The sequence below is a fragment of the Streptomyces sp. NPDC054866 genome, assembly GCF_053610745.1.
The window spans coordinates 596,354-614,643 of the sequence record NZ_JBSGZA010000005.1; the positions used below are offsets into that span (position 1 = coordinate 596,354).

17 protein-coding genes and 3 tRNA genes are annotated in these 18,290 nt (G+C 70.5%); 10 read left to right on the forward strand and 10 right to left on the reverse strand.

What is annotated here, in order from left to right; all coding sequences use genetic code 11:
* Positions 1–217: 217 nt before the first annotated feature.
* From ACWGI2_RS27710 to ACWGI2_RS27720, 3 genes are all read left to right on the forward strand, one after another.
* The gene (locus ACWGI2_RS27710) at positions 218–2,083 is read left to right on the forward strand and encodes a hypothetical protein (RefSeq protein WP_453698229.1); all 1,866 of its coding nucleotides are present in this window, start codon (positions 218–220) and stop codon (positions 2,081–2,083) included.
* A gap of 303 nt (positions 2,084–2,386) precedes the next feature.
* Positions 2,387–3,880, forward strand: coding sequence for a N,N-dimethylformamidase beta subunit family domain-containing protein (locus ACWGI2_RS27715; protein WP_453698231.1), 1,494 nt, complete (start codon positions 2,387–2,389; stop codon positions 3,878–3,880).
* A 96-nt stretch (positions 3,881–3,976) separates the two neighbouring features.
* Positions 3,977–4,873 carry a phosphoribosylaminoimidazolesuccinocarboxamide synthase gene (locus ACWGI2_RS27720; RefSeq protein ID WP_453396586.1) on the forward strand — a complete coding sequence of 299 codons (897 nt, stop codon included), beginning with the start codon at positions 3,977–3,979 and terminating at the stop codon, positions 4,871–4,873.
* Positions 4,874–4,931: 58 nt separating this feature from the next.
* Here ACWGI2_RS27720 and ACWGI2_RS27725 read toward each other — a convergent pair.
* From ACWGI2_RS27725 to ACWGI2_RS27760, 8 genes are all read right to left on the reverse strand, one after another.
* Positions 4,932–5,007 (reverse strand) — tRNA-Gly (locus tag ACWGI2_RS27725).
* A gap of 23 nt (positions 5,008–5,030) precedes the next feature.
* Positions 5,031–5,639 carry a response regulator transcription factor gene (locus ACWGI2_RS27730; RefSeq protein ID WP_160505955.1) on the reverse strand — a complete coding sequence of 203 codons (609 nt, stop codon included), beginning with the start codon at positions 5,637–5,639 and terminating at the stop codon, positions 5,031–5,033.
* A complete protein-coding gene (locus ACWGI2_RS27735) occupies positions 5,636–6,931 on the reverse strand; it encodes a sensor histidine kinase (protein ID WP_453698233.1) in 1,296 nt (431 codons plus the stop codon). Before ACWGI2_RS27735 ends, ACWGI2_RS27730 begins: the two co-directional genes overlap by 4 nt.
* A 29-nt stretch (positions 6,932–6,960) precedes the next feature.
* Complete coding sequence (locus ACWGI2_RS27740) at positions 6,961–7,755, reverse strand: ABC transporter permease (RefSeq protein ID WP_453698234.1); 795 nt, start codon at positions 7,753–7,755, stop codon at positions 6,961–6,963.
* Positions 7,752–8,705 (reverse strand): ATP-binding cassette domain-containing protein, encoded by a 954-nt coding sequence (locus ACWGI2_RS27745; protein WP_453698236.1) that lies wholly within the window; start codon positions 8,703–8,705, stop codon positions 7,752–7,754. The genes ACWGI2_RS27740 and ACWGI2_RS27745 overlap by 4 nt, the downstream gene beginning before the upstream one ends.
* A 137-nt stretch (positions 8,706–8,842) precedes the next feature.
* Positions 8,843–8,918 (reverse strand) — tRNA-Gly (locus ACWGI2_RS27750).
* A gap of 79 nt (positions 8,919–8,997) precedes the next feature.
* Positions 8,998–9,069 (reverse strand) — tRNA-Gly (locus tag ACWGI2_RS27755).
* Positions 9,070–9,215: 146 nt separating this feature from the next.
* Positions 9,216–9,533: an Lsr2 dimerization domain-containing protein gene (locus tag ACWGI2_RS27760; protein WP_160505952.1), complete on the reverse strand. Its 318-nt coding sequence runs from the start codon at positions 9,531–9,533 to the stop codon at positions 9,216–9,218.
* A 345-nt stretch (positions 9,534–9,878) separates the two neighbouring features.
* Here ACWGI2_RS27760 and purS point away from each other — a divergent pair, with 345 nt between their 5' ends.
* From purS to purL, 3 genes are read left to right on the forward strand one after another with little or no spacing between them, the layout of a single operon-like run.
* Positions 9,879–10,130, forward strand: coding sequence for a phosphoribosylformylglycinamidine synthase subunit PurS (gene purS / locus ACWGI2_RS27765; protein ID WP_135332092.1), 252 nt, complete (start codon positions 9,879–9,881; stop codon positions 10,128–10,130).
* Complete coding sequence (gene purQ / locus ACWGI2_RS27770) at positions 10,127–10,807, forward strand: phosphoribosylformylglycinamidine synthase subunit PurQ (protein WP_453396582.1); 681 nt, start codon at positions 10,127–10,129, stop codon at positions 10,805–10,807. Before purS ends, purQ begins: the two co-directional genes overlap by 4 nt.
* Positions 10,804–13,053: a phosphoribosylformylglycinamidine synthase subunit PurL gene (gene purL, locus ACWGI2_RS27775; RefSeq protein ID WP_453698238.1), complete on the forward strand. Its 2,250-nt coding sequence runs from the start codon at positions 10,804–10,806 to the stop codon at positions 13,051–13,053. The genes purQ and purL overlap by 4 nt, the downstream gene beginning before the upstream one ends.
* Before the next feature lie 65 nt (positions 13,054–13,118).
* Here the strand turns inward: purL and ACWGI2_RS27780 are convergent, their stop codons facing one another.
* Positions 13,119–13,715 (reverse strand): Uma2 family endonuclease, encoded by a 597-nt coding sequence (locus ACWGI2_RS27780; RefSeq protein ID WP_453396580.1) that lies wholly within the window; start codon positions 13,713–13,715, stop codon positions 13,119–13,121.
* 97 nt (positions 13,716–13,812) lie between these two features.
* On the opposite strand from ACWGI2_RS27780, the gene ACWGI2_RS27785 reads away from it, so the two are divergent.
* From ACWGI2_RS27785 to ACWGI2_RS27800, 4 genes are read left to right on the forward strand one after another with little or no spacing between them, the layout of a single operon-like run.
* The gene (locus ACWGI2_RS27785; protein ID WP_453396579.1) at positions 13,813–14,649 is read left to right on the forward strand and encodes a M23 family metallopeptidase; all 837 of its coding nucleotides are present in this window, start codon (positions 13,813–13,815) and stop codon (positions 14,647–14,649) included.
* Positions 14,650–14,654: 5 nt separating this feature from the next.
* Complete coding sequence (locus ACWGI2_RS27790) at positions 14,655–15,293, forward strand: TetR/AcrR family transcriptional regulator (RefSeq protein ID WP_453698240.1); 639 nt, start codon at positions 14,655–14,657, stop codon at positions 15,291–15,293.
* Between the two features lie 9 nt (positions 15,294–15,302).
* On the forward strand, positions 15,303–16,097 hold the full coding sequence (locus tag ACWGI2_RS27795) for a sterol carrier family protein (protein ID WP_453698241.1): 795 nt from the start codon (positions 15,303–15,305) through the stop codon (positions 16,095–16,097).
* 59 nt (positions 16,098–16,156) lie between these two features.
* The gene (locus ACWGI2_RS27800) at positions 16,157–16,969 is read left to right on the forward strand and encodes an META domain-containing protein (RefSeq protein ID WP_453698243.1); all 813 of its coding nucleotides are present in this window, start codon (positions 16,157–16,159) and stop codon (positions 16,967–16,969) included.
* Here the strand turns inward: ACWGI2_RS27800 and ACWGI2_RS27805 are convergent.
* Positions 16,929–18,242: a hypothetical protein gene (locus ACWGI2_RS27805; protein ID WP_453698244.1), complete on the reverse strand. Its 1,314-nt coding sequence runs from the start codon at positions 18,240–18,242 to the stop codon at positions 16,929–16,931. The two genes, ACWGI2_RS27800 and ACWGI2_RS27805, sit on opposite strands and share 41 nt — an antisense overlap.
* Positions 18,243–18,290 lie beyond the last annotated feature (48 nt).

The window sequence follows — 18,290 nt, forward strand, 5'->3', positions numbered from 1 at the left end:
CCGCTGGCCCATCCGGCTGACGATGCCCGGCACCCCAACTAGGGTGCGGCGCAAGCGGTTCAGGCGCCCAGAGCCAAACAGACCACCGGCATTGCGATGTCAGTGGCGGGTGCCACAGTGGGGGAGTGAGCAAATCCATCGGCGGCTGCCGTCCGCCCGTCGTCCCGGCCCCCGGCCGGGCAGCAGGCGGCACAGGCAGCAGGGGGTGACATCGGTCGTGTCAGGTACGGGTGTGGAGGTGGGCGTGCAGTCCGCGCGTTCCCAGGCGCTCGCCGTGCTGCGCATCCGCAGCAGGGCGCTGGCCGTCGCACTGCTGCCCGCGGCCGTCGCCGTCGTGTTGATCGCGGGCGGAGTCACGGGCCATATGACGGGCGGGAGTTGGGACGTCGCGCGCGGCGTCGTGACGGCCGTCGCCGTCGTCGTCCTGCTCGCCGCCGCGGGCGTAGCGCTCGTGGTCGCGCGGTCCAGGCCCGCCGTCAGCCCGACCGTCCCGATCACCGAGGGCTCGGCCCCCGATCTGTACCGCCTGGTGCGGGACCTCGCCGACCGCCTGGACGTGCCCGCCCCCTCGGCGATAGCGCTCACCCCGGACTGCGACAGCTGGCTGGAGGACCGCACGCACCCCGCGCACGGCCCGCCCGCTGAGACCCCCTCCCAGGCATCGGCAGAGGGCAATGGCGTACGAGACAGCCGTCCCGCCCCGCGCCGCCAGGCACCCGTCGCTCCGGTGCTCGTCATCGGCTCCCCGTTCCTGTGGTGGATGCGGGTCGGCGAGCTGCGCGCGGTGCTCGCGCCGGTCGTGGCCGGCACGGGGCCATCGGCGCACCCCGACATAGCCGCGGCCCGTCGCTTCATCCGCGGGCTCGACGCCGCGGTCGCGGTCACTTCCGCGCCGGGCCGCAGTGCGCTCGTGCGTACGGTCCTCGGTGGCGTCGGCTGGGTGACGCGGCTGCTCCTGCGCAGCTGCCGGGGGCATGCGGGCGAGATGGAGCGCGGGGTCGCGGCCGCCGCCGCGGAGCGCGCCCAGGCCGTGGACTACGGGGTGCGGATCGTCGCTCAGGAGCAGGTGGGGCTTGCGTATGCCGGGTGGGACCGGCTCCTGACCAAGGTCGCGCTGCCCGCCTGGCGGATGGGCCGCTGGCCCTCACGCCTGGACGCGGGCGTCGTCTCCGCCCTCACCGAGCTCTCCCGCAGGGACCGCCTGGCCGAGGGCTTCACGTCCCGCCTGGGCGAGCGCCCCGCCTGTGACCTCCTGGAGGAGCCGGGCTCGATGGACGAGGCGGCTTCGCTGCTCGCCGCCCGCCTCTTCCACGGTGGCCCCGCCGAGCAGAGCCCGGACTGGGCGCCGGTGGCGTGGCAGGAGTATCCGGACGAGGTCGTCGACCGGAAGTGGCGCATGGACGCCGCCCGTCTCCACCGGGTCCTGGACTCCCTGGGCGTCAGCCACTCCGCCGACCCGACGGCACCCGACTCCAAGGGGCCGACGCTGGGCCGCGTGCTGGACCACCTGACGACGGAGGGCTCCGGCCCCGCAGGCCCGCCCCACCAGGCCCCGGCTCCCCACATCGAAGAATCCGCGCCCAGCGAAGAGTCCGCGCCCAGCGAAGAGTCCATCAGCGAACAACCCGCGCTCAGCGAAGAATCCGTGCCCAGCGAGGAACCCGAGGACGGCGAGGAGTCCACCGACGGCCCCGGCGGTCTCCTGGCCGCAGGCCTCACCGCGGAGCTCGCCCGCGAGGAAGCCGCGGCCCCGCCGCGCCCCGCGCCCACGGGACAGGGCCCGGACGACGCGCTCTGGGACGACGGAATGCTGCCGCTGTTCCCGCTCCAACCACCGCGTACGGGACGGGAGTTGCTGGCCGATCACGTCACGGCGCTGGTCTGCTGCGCGGCCGTGGACACGGCGGGCGCCGCCCCCGGTCTCGACTGGCTGGACGGCCCGTCCCTCCTGGTCGACGGCGAGCGCGCGGCGGATCTCACGCCGCACGTCCTGAGCCTCGTGGAGGACGGCGACCCCATCCCCCTACGCGGCTGGCTGGCCCGCCTGGGCGTCCGCCCGGAAAAACCAATCCGCCTGGTCTGACCTCCGCCCCGCCTCGCCCCGCGGCCCACCCGCCCCCGCACCCAGCGCCCGCCCTCACCCCCACTCCCCGGAACGCTCCCTTCCGTTCTCGTCGATTAGCGACGAACGGTGACGGAGTGCGTGCGTAATGTGATGTGCTGGGATCGGCTGCCGGTCCGGACGTGCCAGCAGCCGCACACGGGGACACCGCGCACAGGAACCAGCACCGCGCAAAGCGCCAGCACCGCACAGCAACCAGCACCGCGCAGAGCACTCGCACCGCGCAGAGCAATCTCGGGGGAGCAGCGAGGGAGGGGTACACACATGGGGTCGGAGCAGATCCGCAGGTGGGAATCGGGCGCCCTGGCGCACGCCGTGACCGACCCCTTCGGCCAGGGGCCCCTGCCCTGGCTCCGAGGCGCCGAGCACTACTTCGACGACACGGGCCAGGTCGTCCCCTGGTACATCGACCATGCCCCCGCCCCCGGCGCGCAGAACATCCCCGCGCCCCGCCACCGCACCCGTACGAACGGCCCGCGCACCGCCGACGACGTGCACGGCCAGATCAAGGGCTTCGCCTCCACCGGCGCCGCCGCCCCCGGCGGGGCGATCGACTTCCACGTGACGGTGGACCCGCCCCAGCAGTTCTTCGTCGACATCTACCGCATCGGGCACTACGGCGGAGACGGCGCCTCGAAGATCACCACGAGCCCGCGTCTCTCCGGCATCGTCCAGCCGCCCCCGCTCGCCGCCGACCGCACGGTCTCCTGCCACCACTGGTGGCTCTCCTGGCGTCTGCAGATCCCGAGTTACTGGAGCGTCGGGGCGTACGTGGCGGTCCTCACCACGGTCGGCGGCTACCGCTCGCACGTCCCGTTCACGGTCCGCGACGACCACCGCGCCGATCTGCTCCTGCTCCTGCCGGACATCACCTGGCAGGCGTACAACCTCTACCCCGAGGACGGCCGCACGGGCGCGAGCCTCTACCACGCGTGGGACGAGAAGGGCCGTCTCCTGGGCGAGAGCGAGGCCGCCCACACGGTCTCCTTCGACCGCCCGTACGCGGGCGCGGGCCTGCCCCTGCACGTCGGTCACGCCTACGACTTCATCCGCTGGGCCGAGCGTTACGGCTACGACCTCGCGTACGCCGACACCCGTGACCTGCACGCGGGCCGCATCGATCCGACCCGCTACCGGGGCCTGGTCTTCCCGGGCCACGACGAGTACTGGTCGTCGAACATGCGCCGCACCACGGAGAAGGCCCGCGAGCACGGCACGTCCCTCGTCTTCCTCTCCGCCAACACCATGTACTGGCAGGTGGAGTTGGGCCCTTCCCCGTCCGGCGTGGACGACCGCCTGCTGACCTGCCGCAAGCGCATCGGCCCCGGCAGGCCGGCCCTCTGGCGGGAGCAGGACAAGGCCGAGCAGCAGCTCCTCGGCATCCAGTACGCGGGCCGGGTCCCCGAGCCCGCCCCCCTCGTCGTGCGCAACGCCGACCACTGGCTGTGGGAGGCGACCGGCGCGCACGAAGGGGACGAGATCGAGGGCCTGGTCGCGGGCGAGGCCGACCGCTACTTCCCGCGCACCGCGCTGCCGGAGCACCAGGGCCGCATCCTCCTCGCCCACTCTCCGTACGAGGACTCCGACGGCGTCATGCGCCACCAGGAGTCGTCCCTCTACCGCGCCCCCTCCGGCGCCCTGGTCTTCGCCTCGGGCACCTTCGCCTGGTCCCCGGCGCTCGACCGCCCCGGCCATGTGGACTCACGCGTCCAGCGCGCCACGGCCAACCTCCTGGACCGCATCTGCAAACGGGACTGAGGGCGGCCCGCCCGCCTTCGGAACAACCCCTGGCCAGAAGCTGCCTCCTCATGCGGGAGAATCAGCAGCATTCAGTCAGAACCACGGGGAGGAACCGTGTCCGGATTCGTAGAAAAGCCCGAGCCGCTTCAGGTGCCGGGCCTGGTGCACGTGCACACCGGAAAGGTGCGCGACCTGTACCGGAACGAGGCGGGCGACCTCGTGATGGTCGCGAGCGACCGCATGTCCGCCTACGACTGGGTGCTGCCCACGGAGATCCCTGACAAGGGCAGGGTCCTCACGCAGCTCTCCCTGTGGTGGTTCGACCAGCTCGCCGATCTCGTCCCCAACCACGTCATCTCCACCGACGTCCCGCCCGGCGCCCCCGCCGACTGGGAGGGCCGCACCACGGTCTGCAAGTCCCTGGCGATGGTCCCGGTCGAGTGCGTCGCCCGCGGCTATCTGACCGGCTCGGGCCTGGTCGAGTACAACGACACGCGTACCGTCTGCGGCCTCGCGCTGCCCGACGGCCTGAGCGACGGCTCGGAGCTGCCCGCGCCGATCTTCACGCCCGCCACGAAGGCGGAGGTCGGCGAGCACGACGAGAACGTGAGCTACGAGGAAGTGGCCCGTCAGGTGGGCGCGGAGACGGCGGCCCAGCTCCGCCAGGCGACCCTCGCGGTCTACGGCCGTGCCCGTGACATCGCCCGCGACCGTGGCGTGATCCTCGCCGACACGAAGTTCGAGTTCGGCTTCGAGGGAGAGACGCTGGTCATCGCCGACGAGGTCCTCACCCCGGACTCGTCCCGCTTCTGGCCCGCGGACAGCTGGCAGCCGGGCCGCGCCCAGCCGTCGTTCGACAAGCAGTTCGTCCGTGACTGGCTGACGTCCCCGGCCTCGGGCTGGGACCGCAAGAGCGAGCAGCCGCCGCCCCCGCTCCCGCAGGACGTGGTGGACGCCACGCGCGCCAAGTACATCGAGGCGTACGAGCGTCTGACCGGCACCGCCTGGTAGCGGCGCCCTCAGAACACGAAGAACCCCCGGCGCCGAGAGGCGCCGGGGGTTCTTCGTATGGAGCGGACGACCAGGTTCGAACTGGCGACCTCAACCTTGGCAAGGTTGCGCTCTACCAACTGAGCTACGTCCGCGCTGCGCCGAAGCGCGAAGCCAACTATACCCAACCTCGCTCGCGTGCGAGACGCACCGCGGCGTGACGATTCTCCGCACCGATCTTGGTGGCGGCGGACGAGAGGTAGTTCCGGACGGTCCCCTGGGACAGCGCGGCCCGCTCGGCGATCTCCGCGACGGGCGCCCCGTCTGCGGCGAGTTCGAGAACCTCGGCCTCGCGGACGGTCAGCGGCGAGTCCCCGGCGGAGATCGCGTCGGCGGCCAACTCCGGGTCCACATAGCGATTACCGGCGTGAACGGTACGGATGATCTCGGCGAGGCGCTGCGCGCTCACGGTCTTCGGCACGAAGCCCCGTACGCCCACCGCGAGCGCCCGCTTGAGATGCCCCGGTCTGCCATGGCTCGTCACGATCATGGTGCGGCAGTGCGGCAGTTCGTCCCGCAGTGATGTGGCCACACTCACACCGTCGGCGCCCGGCATCTCCAGGTCGAGCACGGCCACATCGGGCCGGTGGGCGAGGGCCATGGCGAGCGCCTCGGGCCCCGACGCGGCCTCGGCGACCACGACGAGATCGTCCTCGAGCGCGAGGAGCGCGGCGAGGGCGCCGCGGATGAGGTGCTCGTCATCGGCGAGCAGCACTCGCAGGCTCATGGCGCGACCCCTTCGACTTCCTGTCGGCTGACCTGCTGAGGACCGTCCTGCTCGGGACTGTCCCGCTGGGGGCCGTCCTGCCCGGGGCGGGTCGTCGGCACCTCCGCGGCGAGGCGGAACCGCCCGTCGCCGGAGGCGAAGTCCAGCGTCCCGTCCACCGCGGCGAGCCGCTCCCTGAGCCCTTCGAGGCCGGAGCCCTTCCTGCCCTCGGGCACGGCATCGGGCACCCCGTCGTTCTCGACGACCAGCGACGTACGTTCATCAGTGATCGCCAAGGCGATGTCGCACCGCTGTGCGTCCCCGTGCCGCAGCACATTGGTGGCCGCCTCGCGCACGACCCACCCCAGCGCCGACTGCACCGAGACCGGAAGGCCTGCGGACGACCCGCTCACCCGGCAGTCGATCCCCGCCGCCTCGAGCACGCCCTGCGCACCGGCGAGTTCGACCGCGAGGTCGGCCTCCCGATACCCCCTCACCACTTCCCGTACCTCCCGCTGCGACTCCTGCGCGATCCGCTGCACCTCGACCATCTGGTCGACCGCCTCGGGCCGCCCCCGCTTCGCCAACTGCACGGCCAGTTCGCTCTTCAGCGCGATGACGGCGAGGTTGCGCCCCATCACGTCGTGCAGGTCACGCCCGAACCGCAGCCGCTCCTCGGCCACCGCGAGCCGTGCCTCGACCTCGCGGGCCCGGTCTGCCTCCCACATCACGGCGAGCGTCCAGGCGCCGCAGCGCGAGGAGACCAGCGAGATCAGACCGGCGAGGACGATCACCAGGGCCTGGCCGAGGAGCCGTCCGTCGTGGATGCCGGCCGCCGCCGTAGCGGCCACCGTCGCGACGGCGATCACGGCGATCCGGATGAGGAAGGTGCGGACGGGCACGGCGAACGCGAGGGCCATCGCGTAGGGGACCACGCCGAAGAGGGACGCGAGGACGAGGGTCTCCGGCTCGGCGCCGTCCACGATCTGCAGGGCGATCACCAGGCCAAGGACGAGGACCATGAGCACCGCCGAAACGGCGAGATCGCGGCGCGGCATCCCTGCCCGCTTCAGATAGTGGTCGAGGGACGCTCGGACGGTGCGGTTGACGTGCACGCACTGCACGGCGGCGAGTGCGATCAGGGTCCAGCCGAGGACGAGCGGAATCGTCTGGTGCCGCAGGCTCAGGCCGACGGGCAGCGAGGCCCAGCTGAGGAAGAACAGCCAGGGCATGGAGTGCCACATGGCCATGCTCTGCAGCTCCACCTTCTGGATCTTGCTGGAGCTGTGCCAGTCCCGCTGCAGCCTTCGCATCCGCCCGACGACCACCGCCGCCCCCTTCCTCAACGCCGCGGCTCCCAGCGGAACCACCGTCGTACAGCAAACACCGAGACCACGCTCCAGGCCACCGCGGTGACGAGGGCGCCCAAGGCGTCGGACGCGGAGAGATCCCCGGTCCAGCCGCCGCGCACCAGCGTGATCACGGGGGAGAGCGGGAGGAGTTCGCAGACCGAGGCGAGCTTGTCGGGCATGACCTCGAAGGGGATGAAGAGACCCGAGCCGAACATCGAGCCGAACGCCAGAGGCGTGGCCATGACCTGCGCGGACTCCACGGACCTGCTGAGGCTGGCGGTCACCGCGCCGAGGGCGCTGAACATCACCAGGCCGAGCAGCACCCCGATGACGATGAGATGCGGCGCGCTGGGCGCCCCCGCGTCGAGCAGGGCGACGCAGGCGACCGCGAGGACGATGATCTGGATCGTGCCGATGGCGACCGAGGGCAGCGCGGCCCCGGCAAGGATCTCCGGGTCCCGCAGCTCACCGGTGCGCAGCCGCTTGAGCACCAGTTCCTCACGGCGGGCGGCGTAGACGGCGGTCAGCGCCGAGTAGACGGCGAAGAGCAGGGAGAAGCCGATGGCGCCGGGCACCACCACGGACCCCACCGAGAGCCCGGTGCCCTTCAGGTCCATGCCCTCCGCGACCTGGTGCAGGCTGAACGGCATCACCAGCGGCACGAACAGCGCCGCGAACAACGTCCCCTTGGTGCGCCCGAGCAGCGTGAGCTCCGCCCGGGCGAGCGCTGCCATCCGCTTGGCGGGAGTCGTCACCGCTTGCGGGGTAACCGTCAGCGCACTCATGCCACCGTCTCCTTCTCCGCGACATCAGCCGCACCCTCGGCGTCCCGCGCGATGCGCAGGAACGCCTCCTCCAGCGAAGCGGCCCGTACGTCGAGCCTGCCGAGCTCGACGTTCGCGTCCCGCGCCCACAGCAGCAGCCCCGTGGCCGCCCGCTGCAACTCATGCGTACGCAGCCGCACCCGGCCCCCGTCGATCTCGTGCTCGCTCACGCCGAGCTCGCCGAGCGGCGGCAGATCCCCGACGAAGTACCCGGCGGGCAGTTCGAAGGAGACCTGCGACGGCTGCTCGGCCACTACGTCGGCGACCCGGCCCGCGGCCGCGATCCGCCCCTCGTGCAGGATCGCGAGCCGTTCGGCGAGGTTCTCGGCCTCTTCGAGGTAGTGCGTGGTGAGCAGCACGGTGGTGCCGCCGTCGCGCAGGGCGCGCACCAACTCCCAGGTCTCGCGGCGCCCTTCGGCGTCGAGACCGGTGGTGGGTTCGTCGAGGAAGAGCACCTCGGGCCGCCCGATGAGGGCCGTGGCCAGGTCGAGTCGCCGCTTCTCGCCGCCGGAGAGCATCTTCACGCGTACGCCGGCCCGCTTGCCGAGCCCCACCATGTCCAGGGCTTCCGCGGCGGGACGGGCGCCGCTGGTGCACGCCGCCCACATCCGTATGGTCTCCGCCACCGTCAGCTCGGAGGGGAAGCCGCCCTCCTGGAGCATCACACCGATCCGGTGGCGCACGGCGCCGCGCTCGGCGTACGGATCGTGGCCGAGCACCCGCACCCGCCCCCCGGCGGGTGCGGCGAGCCCTTCGAGGAGTTCGACGGTGGAGGTCTTGCCCGCCCCGTTCGTTCCGAGCAGCGCGAAGAGCTCGCCGCGTCCGACGGAGAACGAGACTCCCCGGACCGCCTCGAAACCGCCCCCGTACACGCGCCGCAGATCGGTCACGTCGATCACTTGGTCAGTCATGACTAGAGCGTCCCCCGGCTGCGAGCGCCGGAGCAGTGCGCGCTGTCACCGGCTCGCATGACAAATGTCAGAAGCGGGCGGCACCAGGGGCGGAGCACGAAGAAGGCCCCGGTCGCGATGACCGGGGCCTTCTTCTCTGGAGCGAACGACGAGGTTCGAACTCGCGACCTCAACCTTGGCAAGGTTGCGCTCTACCAACTGAGCTACGTTCGCATTGCCTCCGACCAGCTCTCACTGACCGGCGCGAGCACCAGCCTACCGCACTCGAATGAGTGATCGGTAAGCGATGCAGAGCGGGTGACAGGAATTGCACACTGCGCCTTCCCCCTGGAAGGGGGATGTTCTACTACTGAACTACACCCGCAAGACTCCGTGGGGTTCGGGCCTTTCGGCCTTGCCCCTCGGCGTGCTCCAGACTTTAGCCGACCGGCGGGGGTGCAGGTCAAGTCGGTTGCCGAGGGGCCCTCCTGGCAGGCCGTCGACCGAGGTCGGACAGGGTGGGCCAGAGCGTCAGTTGGCCGCCTCGAAGGCCTCGTAGACCTTCTTCGGGATGCGGCCGCGCGGCGGCACGTCCATCTGGTGCGAGCGGGCCCAGGCGCGGACGGCCGCGGGGTTCGCCGCCACCGTCGTGTGCTTGAAGGCCTTGCCGGACTTCGACTGCTTGCGGGCCGCGTCCAGGTACGGGGCAAGTACCTTGCGCAGTTTCTTGGCATTGGTTTGATTGAGGTCGATCTCGTACGACTTGCCGTCAAGACCGAAGGCGATCGTCTCCGCCGCTTCCCCGCCGTCGATGTCGTCAAAGAGAGTGACTACGACACGCTGCGCCACGAATATCGGTCCCTTCGTGCGGCTCCACCGCAGTTGACGTGCGGCGATGCCGACTGTCCGGCTGTTATGGGCACTGTTATGTGCAAAGGATCGGCCAATCCCTTTTCCTTTGTACAGTGCCTGGCATTGCATTGTGAAGCCCGACTAAATCCGCCCGCGTGTCCGGGCGCAATGTCGATGCGTGATCTTTTCCAGGATTTTTCGCGAAGGTGCCCTGTTCGATACGTGAGTAGGGGCGGGAACGTGACCGTCCTCACGTAGGTTTCTACGAATCTACGCGAGTAGAATTTTTGTGCGGGTAGTCTGAAGGGACCGCTCAGCCAGCACCACACACCGGGAGTGCCAGTGGCACGCGTCGTAGTCGACGTCATGCTCAAGCCGGAGATCCTCGACCCCCAGGGCCAGGCGGTGCAGCGTGCACTGCCGCGCCTCGGATTCAAGGGGATCGCCGACGTACGTCAGGGAAAGCGCTTCGAACTCGAGGTGGACGGGCCCGTCGATGACGCGGCCCTCGCCCGTATCCACGAGATGGCGGAAACCTTCCTCGCCAACACCGTGATCGAGGACTTCTTCGTAAAGGTGGAGGAAGAGAAGTGACTGCTCGAATCGGAGTCGTCACTTTCCCCGGAACCCTCGACGACCGCGACACCCAGCGCGCCGTCCGCGTTGCCGGCGCCGAAGCCGTGCCGCTCTGGCACCGGGACAAGGACCTGAAGCAGGTCGACGCCGTGGTGCTTCCCGGCGGATTCTCGTACGGCGACTATCTGCGGGCCGGGGCCATTTCGCGGTTTTCGCCCGTCATGGAGTCGGTCATCGCGCAGGCGAAGGCGGGGATGCCGGTTCTCGGTATCTGCAACGGCTTCCAGGTGCTCACCGAGTCGCACCTGCTGCCGGGCGCGATGCTGCGCAACAACCACCTGCACTTCATCTGCCGCGAGCAGAAGCTGCGCGTGGAGACGGACCGGACCGCCTGGACCGCCGACTACACGGCCGGCCAGGAGATCCAGATCCCGCTCAAGAACATCGACGGTCAGTACACGGCCGACGAGCGGACCCTGGACATGCTGGAGGCCGAGGGCCGCGTCGCCTTCCGGTATCTGGAGGGCAACCCCAACGGCTCGCTCCGTGACATCGCCGGCATCACGAACGAGGCGGGCAATGTCGTCGGCCTCATGCCGCACCCCGAGCACGCCGTGGAGCCGCTGGTCGGGACCGGCCGCACCGACGGCCTCGGATTCTTCACCTCGATCCTGAAGAAGCTGGTCAACGCATGACTCTGGACACCGTCAAGCACGCAGCCGAGACTCCCGACGTCAAGCTGCCCTGGGCCGAACTGGGCCTGAAGGAAGACGAGTACGCGCGCGTACGCGAGATCCTGGGCCGCCGTCCCACCGGCGCCGAGCTCGCCATGTACTCCGTCATGTGGTCCGAGCACTGCTCGTACAAGAGCAGCAAGGTCCACCTGCGCCAGTTCGGCGAGAAGGCCCCCGAAAACGACGCGATGCTCGTCGGCATCGGTGAGAACGCGGGCGTCGTCGACGTCGGCAACGGCTACGCGGTCACCTTCAAGGTCGAGTCGCACAACCACCCCTCGTACGTCGAGCCCTACCAGGGCGCGGCCACCGGTGTCGGCGGCATCGTCCGCGACATCATCGCGATGGGCGCGCGCCCGGTCGCCGTCGTCGACCCGCTGCGGATGGGCGCCGCCGACCACCCCGACACCAAGCGCGTCCTGCCGGGCGTCGTCGCCGGCATCGGCGGCTACGGCAACTGCCTGGGCCTGCCGAACATCGGCGGCGAGCTCGTCTTCGACGCCTGCTACCAGGGCAACCCGCTGGTCAACGCCGGTGCCATCGGCGTCATGCGGCACGAGGACATCCACCTCGCGAAGGCCTCCGGTCCCGGCAACAAGGTCATCCTCTACGGGGCTCGCACGGGCGGTGACGGCATCGGCGGCGCGTCGATCCTGGCCTCCGAGACCTTCGACGACACCAAGCCGTCGAAGCGTCCGGCCGTGCAGGTCGGCGACCCCTTCCAGGAGAAGCTCCTCATCGAGTGCACCCTGGAGGCCTTCGCCGAGAAGCTGGTCGTCGGCATCCAGGACCTCGGTGCCGCCGGTCTCTCCTGCGCGACCTCCGAGCTGGCGTCCAACGGCTCCGGCGGCATGCGCGTCGAGCTCGACGACGTACCGCTTCGCGATTCCACGCTCACTCCCGAGGAGATCCTCATGAGTGAGTCGCAGGAGCGCATGTGCGCGGTCGTCGAGCCCGAGAAGGTCGAGCGCTTCCTCGCGATCTGCGAGAAGTGGGACGTCATCGCCACCGTCGTCGGTGAGGTCACCGACGGCGACCGCCTGGAGATCTTCTGGCACGGCGAGAAGATCGTCGACCTCGACCCGCGCACCGTCGCCCACGACGGCCCGGTCTACGAGCGCCCCTACGCGCGCCCGAAGTGGCAGGACGCCCTCCAGGCCGACGACGCCAACAAGCTTGCTCGGCCCGCGAGTTCGAAGGAACTGCGCGACCAGGTGCTCGCGGTCGTCGCGTCCCCGAACCAGGCCTCCAAGGCGTGGGTGACGGATCAGTACGACCGTTTCGTGCAGGGCAACACGGTGCTCGCGCAGCCCGAGGACTCCGGCATGGTCCGCATCGACGAGGAGACCGGCCTCGGTGTCGCCCTCGCCAACGACGGCAACGGCCGCTACTCGAAGCTCGACCCGTACGCGGGCGCGCAGCTCGCCCTGGCGGAGGCGTACCGCAACGTCGCCGCGACGGGCGCCAAGCCGCTCGCCGTCTCGGACTGCCTGAACTTCGGTTCGCCCGAGGACCCGGACGTCATGTGGCAGTTCGCCGAGACCACCCGTGGTCTCGCCGACGCCTGCCAGATCCTGGGCACCCCGGTGACCGGCGGCAACGTATCGCTCTACAACCAGACCGGTGAGGCGGCGATCCACCCGACGCCCGTCGTCTCCGTCCTCGGTGTGATCGACGACGTGGCGCGCCGCACGCCGATCGCCTTCGCTGAAGAGGGCCAGCTGCTCTACCTGCTCGGTGACACCACCGAGGAGTTCGGCGGCTCGGCCTGGTCGCAGGTCGTCCACGACCACCTCGGCGGGCTCCCCCCGAAGGTCGACCTGGAGCGTGAGCGGCTGCTCGCCGAGATCCTCATCTCGGCCTCGCGCGACGGCATGATCGACGCCGCGCACGACCTCTCCGACGGCGGCTTCGCGCAGGCCGTCGCCGAGTCCTGCCTCCGCGGCGGGAAGGGCGCGCGCCTGGTCGTCCCGGACGGGCTCGACGCGTTCACCCTCCTCTTCAGCGAGTCGGCAGGGCGCGCGGTCGTGTCCGTCCCGCGCTCCGAGGAGCTGCGCTTCACCGACATGTGCGGGGCGCGCGGGCTTCCCGCGACGCGCGTCGGTGTGGTCGACGGTGACGCCGTGGAGCTACAGGGCGAGTTCACGCTGCCGCTGAGCGAGATCCGCGAGGCGTACGAGGGGACTCTGCCGGGGCTCTTCGCCTGACGGGTTCAGCTCGTACGTGACGGAAGGCCTCGTCCGCTGCCGGGGCGAGGCCTTCCGTTCGTCCATCAGGCCAGGAAGTCGAGGAGCTCGGTGGTGTCGAGCTTGATGCCGACCGGGTCCGGCAGGTCTACGGCAGCTCCCATCCGCATCTCGTGGACGTCGGTATAGCGGGCGGTCTCGGCGTCGGGCTTGCTGTGGACCACGACCTTGCCGAGTTCACGGTCGATGAGCAGATACACGGGGATGCCGGCCGCCGCATAGGCGGCGGGCTTCTCCTCGCGGTCCCGACGGTGCGTGTCGGTGTCGTACGAGGTGACCTCGACCGTCATGAGCACACCGCTGGCGTCGGCCCAGTCTCGGCGGCCTTTGAAGTAGCCCTCCGGCGCGAGCGATCCGTCCGGGCGGGCGCGCCCCTTGCGGTATGTCTCCACGGTCAGACCATGCTCTGCGCTGTACAGCCACAAGTCAGGCCTGTGCTGCATGCAGCGCTTCGTCAGCCACGTCACGATCTCGACGTGATCCCCGTCCGGCACGTGCTTGACCCCGATCCGTCCGTCGATGAACTCCAACCTGACGCCCTCGAGCTGCTTTTCGGCGAGGCGGGAGAGCTCCTCGAAGTCCTCCACCGACATCTGAGACGTGTGCTCGGCCATGACTGTCATGTTGCACTCCTCCCTGGGCAACGGCCAGTGTTGTCCGCTGACCAGCAGTGCCGGGGGTGTTCGGGGATCGTTCACCCGTATGAGGGGGCCACGCACCATGTCTGTACGTCAGCGCAAATTCGCCGTCCGGCTTCAGTACCTGCTGGTGCTGTGCGTCGTCGGCGATGTGATCGCCGGGTTCTTCGTGGACCTGCCGTACCCGTACTGGGTGGGCTGGATCGCCATCGTCGGGGTGATCGTGATCGCCCTCGCGCGGCGCGGTTCCGTCAGCAGGGAGATAGCGGCCGCGCCTCCGGCCGCCCGGGAGATCGCCCCGCCCGTCACCGGCCGCTGGTCCGCCATGAACAGCCCCGCCGACAAGGTGCCGAGCCACGGCACGCACGGCTACGGGCAGACCTACGCGATCGACATCGTGGCCGAGCCGGAGGGCAAGGAGCGTCCCGCCTTCGCCTGGGCCTGGCCCATCGCGCGGGGCAACGAGGCCTTCCCCGCCTTCGGGGCCCCGCTGCTCGCCGTCGCCGACGCCACCGTCGTACACGCGGAGGACGGACAGCGCGACCACCTCAGCCGCAATTCCCTCGTCGCGCTCGTCTACTTGATGATCGTCGAGGCCGTCGTGCGGACGCTGGGCGGCGCCCGCCGCATCGTCGGCAACCACATCACCCTCGACCTCGGCGACGGCACGTACGCCATGTACGCGCACCTCCAGCGGGGCTCGCTCGCGGTACGCGCCGGGGACAAGGTCCGGGCCGGGCAGGTCGTGGCCCGCTGCGGGAACTCCGGCAACTCGACCGAACCCCACGTGCACTTCCAGCTGATGGACGGCCCCGACCTGGACACCGCGCGGGGTGTGCCGTTCCGCTGGCGGGGGATCGGGGTGCCCGCGAACGGCGAGACGTTCACGGTGCGGGAAGAGGCCCTCCCGGTACCGTGACCTGCATGACTGAGGAGCTGGGGCTGCGCGCGCGCAAGAAGAAGCAGACCGCGTCGCGCATCTGGCAGGCCGCCGTGGACCTCTGCTCCGAGCGGGGCTTCGATCACGTCTCCGTGGCGGAGATCGCCGAGGCCGCCGACGTGTCGAAGATGACCGTCTTCAACTACTTCGGCACCAAGGAAGGCGCGATCGTCGGCCCGATGGAGGAGCACGTCGGCGACCCGGCCCGCGCGGTGCGCGAACGGCAGCCCGGCGAGTCCGCGGTCGTCGCGATGCGCGGCCGGTTCCTGGAGCAGATCGCCGGGCGCGACCCGTCGATCGGCCTCAGCGGCGACCCCCGGGCCCTCAAGGTGCGCCAGCTCATCAGCGAGACGCCGACCCTCGCTCTGCGCATGGTCAGCTTCCACATGCGCAGCATCCAGCTCCTCGCGGACGCCCTCGCCGAGGAGACGGACGACCTGCTCCTCTCGCGGGTCGCCGCCGCCCAGCTGATCGGCGCCCGGAACGCCCTCATCGTGGAGAACCATCGGCGCACCCTCGACGGCGATCCGCTCGACGAGATCGCCAAGGACTGCGCCGCGGCCGCCGAGCGCGTGTTCGGCCAGGTGGAAAAGGGTCTCCAGGGGTACCCCGGGAAGAATTAGGCTCGGCGCATGCCACCGGCCAAGAAGCGCATGCGTTCGTACGACTCCGCCAAGATCCGCACCGCCGTGCTCGCCCAGTTCGGGAACGTACGAGAAGCGGTCGGCGCCCTGGAGCCCGAGCAGCTCGCCCTGCCGACCCGGCTCGGCAGCTGGACCGTCCGCGAGCTCGCCGCGCACCTCACGATGGCCCTCGGCGGCGCCACCCGCTTCCTCGCCATGCCGGAGCCCCCGGCCCGTGAAGTGGCCCTGCTCGACTGGCCGTTCGCGACCGCTTCGGCCGCGGCGCAGGTCGACGAGGCATCGCGTGCCTTCGCCGCGCAGGAGGACCTGGACGAGCTGTACGCGCGCACGCTCGCAGGCTTCGAGGAAGCCCTGCCGGACGTCACGGCGGGGCGGCTCATGCCGACCCGGTTCGGCGCGATGGCCCTCGACGACTTCCTGGTCACCCGCACCGTCGAACTCATCGTCCACACCGACGACTTGAACGACGCGGTGCCGGGCCTCGACGTCCCGTACGACCGTCAGGCCCTGGCCGCATGCACCCGGCTGCTCGCCGACGCCCTCGCGGTGAAGGCTCCCGGTGGCGCCGTCGAGGTCAGGATCCCGCCGTTCGCCGTGGTCCAGTGCGTGGAAGGGCCCCGGCACACCCGCGGAACCCCGCCGAACGTCGTCGAGACCGACCCGCTCACCTGGATCCGCCTCGCGACCGGGCGTACGGGCTGGAAGACGGCCCTCGACGCGGCGAAGGTCAGCGCGAGCGGGGAGCGGGCGGACCTGGCGGGGCTGCTGCCGGTCATGAGCTAGTCGTGGCCGTCTCGGCGGGCGAGGGGAACCAGAACCCCCACTTGTCCCGTCACACCGGCATGCAGAAGCAACGACTGACTCCGACCGTCATGGCCCTGGCCGCCGCGGGCATGCTCACCGCGTGCGGCACCGAGACCGGCTCAGGCAGCGGGTCCGTCGGGTCCGAACCGCGCATCGCCGGCGTCCACTGGAGCGTCGAGAGCGTCACGGTGAACGGCAAGAAGCAGCAGGCTCCGACCGACGCCTACGTCAAGATCGGCGACAAGGGGAAGGCCGAGGGCAACTACGGCTGCAACGGCTTCACGGCGGACGTGTCCGCCGACGGTGAGAGTGTCGACTTCGCCAACGCCATCTCCACCAAGCGGGCCTGCGAGAAGCAGGACTTCGAGAACGCCTTCAAGCGTGCCCTCGGCAAGGGCGAGCTGAAGGCCGCGGTCGACGGCGACAAGCTGACGCTCACCACCGACAAGGGAGACCGCGTGGCCCTCACCTCGGAGCCGGACGTCCCGCTGACGGGCACCAAGTGGAACGTGAACGCCATCGGCGACGGCAAGACCACGGCGTCCCTGCCGAAGGAAGTGGACGGCAAGGCTCATCTGACCTTCGGCAAGGACGGCACCGTCCGCGGCAACCTCGGCTGCAACACCGTCTCGGCCAAGGCGGAGGTGAAGGACGGGCAGATCACCCTGGGCGCCCCGCGGACCACCCGGATGATGTGCGAGGGAGCCGCGGGCGACACCGAGAAGAAGCTCCTCAAGCTCTTCGACGGCAAGGTGAGTTACCGCCTGAGCCACAGCGGCCTCTCGCTCACCGCGGCCGACGGCACGGTCGTCAGCGCGAACGCCGACCAGAAGCAGACGAAGCAGAAGTAGCCACGCGGCGGGCGCGGGACTTCAGCAGGAACGCCCCGCCGAAGGCGAGCATCAGGCCGCCGCCGACGGAGTAGGCGAGCGTGGTGTCGGAGTCGCCGCCGGTCTCGGCGAGTTCGGTGGAACCCCCGGCAGGGCGGGCCTCGTTGGAGGCTTCCGGAGTTTCCCGGGCTTCCCGGGGCCCGGCGGCCTTCGCGGCCGCCGCCGGCGCCGCCACCCCGTCCAGGCTCACCCGCACCGTCGCCGCGTCGGCCCCCGCCTTCACGACCTCGACCTCGACCTTCCGTGCCGTGTCCGTCAGCGTCGCGCCCGCCTTGAGCGCGTCCGCGTCGGCCGGGGCGTCGCCGCCGGTGGACTCGTCGGCGTCCGGGGTCGGGTCGATGAGCGCCGACTTCGTGTAGTCCCCGTCCGGCACCCGGTAGGCGTGCACGCCCTGGACCTCGCCGTCCACGGTGCCGGACGCGTGCCGCAGCTCCACGACGAGGCGGTCGTCGCCCAGCGGGATGTCGATCGCACGGACCCCGCTTCCGCTCCCGTACAGCGGACGCAGCGTGTACGTACCGGACTTGCCGGGCTTGGCGACCTCGCCGCCCGTCAGCCACTTGTTGTGCAGGAGCTCGGGCGAGGTGAGCCCGGCCTCCCAACCGCCGCCGCCCATCGGGGTCTTGTGACTGGTGCCGTCCTCCTCGCAGCCCTCGCCGAGGTCGCCCTCGGGGCAGCGAAGGCGCATGTGGTGGCTGTAGCCGAAGTTGTGGCCGAACTCGTGGACCAGGGCCGTCATCGACATCTTGCCGTCGGCGCCGATGGGCATCCAGGTGGTGCCGCCGCCGACGGTGCCGAGCGCGAGCCAGTCGCAGCCTGCCTTCTCCGAGGGGAAGACGAGCGACAGGTGGTCGTAACTGTCCTCGGGGACGCCCTTCGCGGCGAGAGCCTTGCGTGTCAGATCGTTGATCTTTCCGGTGTCGCAGCCGGTGGCCGCGAGGTCGATGTCGACGGGTCCGGTGACGCCGTCGCCCTCGGCCGCCTTGAAGGTGGTCGCGCCTCCGGTGACCTCGTTGTAGTACGAGGTGAGGGAGCCTTCGGCGCCGAAGTAGTTGTCCTTCAGGGCGGTTTCGAGCTTGCCCGCGTCCGGGGTCCGGCTGTCCGTGAAGTTCACCATGGCGACCTGCACCCGCCGCTCCGGCTCGTCGGCGGCGGGCGCTGGCGTGGCGGAAGCGGCGGTCAGGGCGGCGGCCACGGCGGCCGGTATGAGGCAGAGGCGCGGGGACGGTTTCATGGAGGACCTTCCGAGTGGGGGTTCGCGCGGGCCTGAAGATCAACTCGG

Bases quoted from the DNA above. Each gene is read 5' to 3' on its own strand.
- ACWGI2_RS27795 (WP_453698241.1), top strand. From the start codon at position 15,303: ATGCCACCGGCCAAGAAGCGCATGCGTTCGTACGACTCCGCCAAGATC.
- ACWGI2_RS27730 (WP_160505955.1), bottom strand. From the start codon at position 5,639: ATGAGCCTGCGAGTGCTGCTCGCCGATGACGAGCACCTCATCCGCGGC.
- purL (WP_453698238.1), top strand. From the start codon at position 10,804: ATGACTCTGGACACCGTCAAGCACGCAGCCGAGACTCCCGACGTCAAG.
- ACWGI2_RS27805 (WP_453698244.1), bottom strand. From the start codon at position 18,242: ATGAAACCGTCCCCGCGCCTCTGCCTCATACCGGCCGCCGTGGCCGCC.
- ACWGI2_RS27745 (WP_453698236.1), bottom strand. From the start codon at position 8,705: ATGACTGACCAAGTGATCGACGTGACCGATCTGCGGCGCGTGTACGGG.
- ACWGI2_RS27735 (WP_453698233.1), bottom strand. From the start codon at position 6,931: ATGCGAAGGCTGCAGCGGGACTGGCACAGCTCCAGCAAGATCCAGAAG.
- ACWGI2_RS27740 (WP_453698234.1), bottom strand. From the start codon at position 7,755: ATGAGTGCGCTGACGGTTACCCCGCAAGCGGTGACGACTCCCGCCAAG.
- ACWGI2_RS27780 (WP_453396580.1), bottom strand. From the start codon at position 13,715: ATGACAGTCATGGCCGAGCACACGTCTCAGATGTCGGTGGAGGACTTC.
- ACWGI2_RS27800 (WP_453698243.1), top strand. From the start codon at position 16,157: ATGCAGAAGCAACGACTGACTCCGACCGTCATGGCCCTGGCCGCCGCG.
- ACWGI2_RS27715 (WP_453698231.1), top strand. From the start codon at position 2,387: ATGGGGTCGGAGCAGATCCGCAGGTGGGAATCGGGCGCCCTGGCGCAC.
- ACWGI2_RS27785 (WP_453396579.1), top strand. From the start codon at position 13,813: ATGTCTGTACGTCAGCGCAAATTCGCCGTCCGGCTTCAGTACCTGCTG.
- ACWGI2_RS27790 (WP_453698240.1), top strand. From the start codon at position 14,655: ATGACTGAGGAGCTGGGGCTGCGCGCGCGCAAGAAGAAGCAGACCGCG.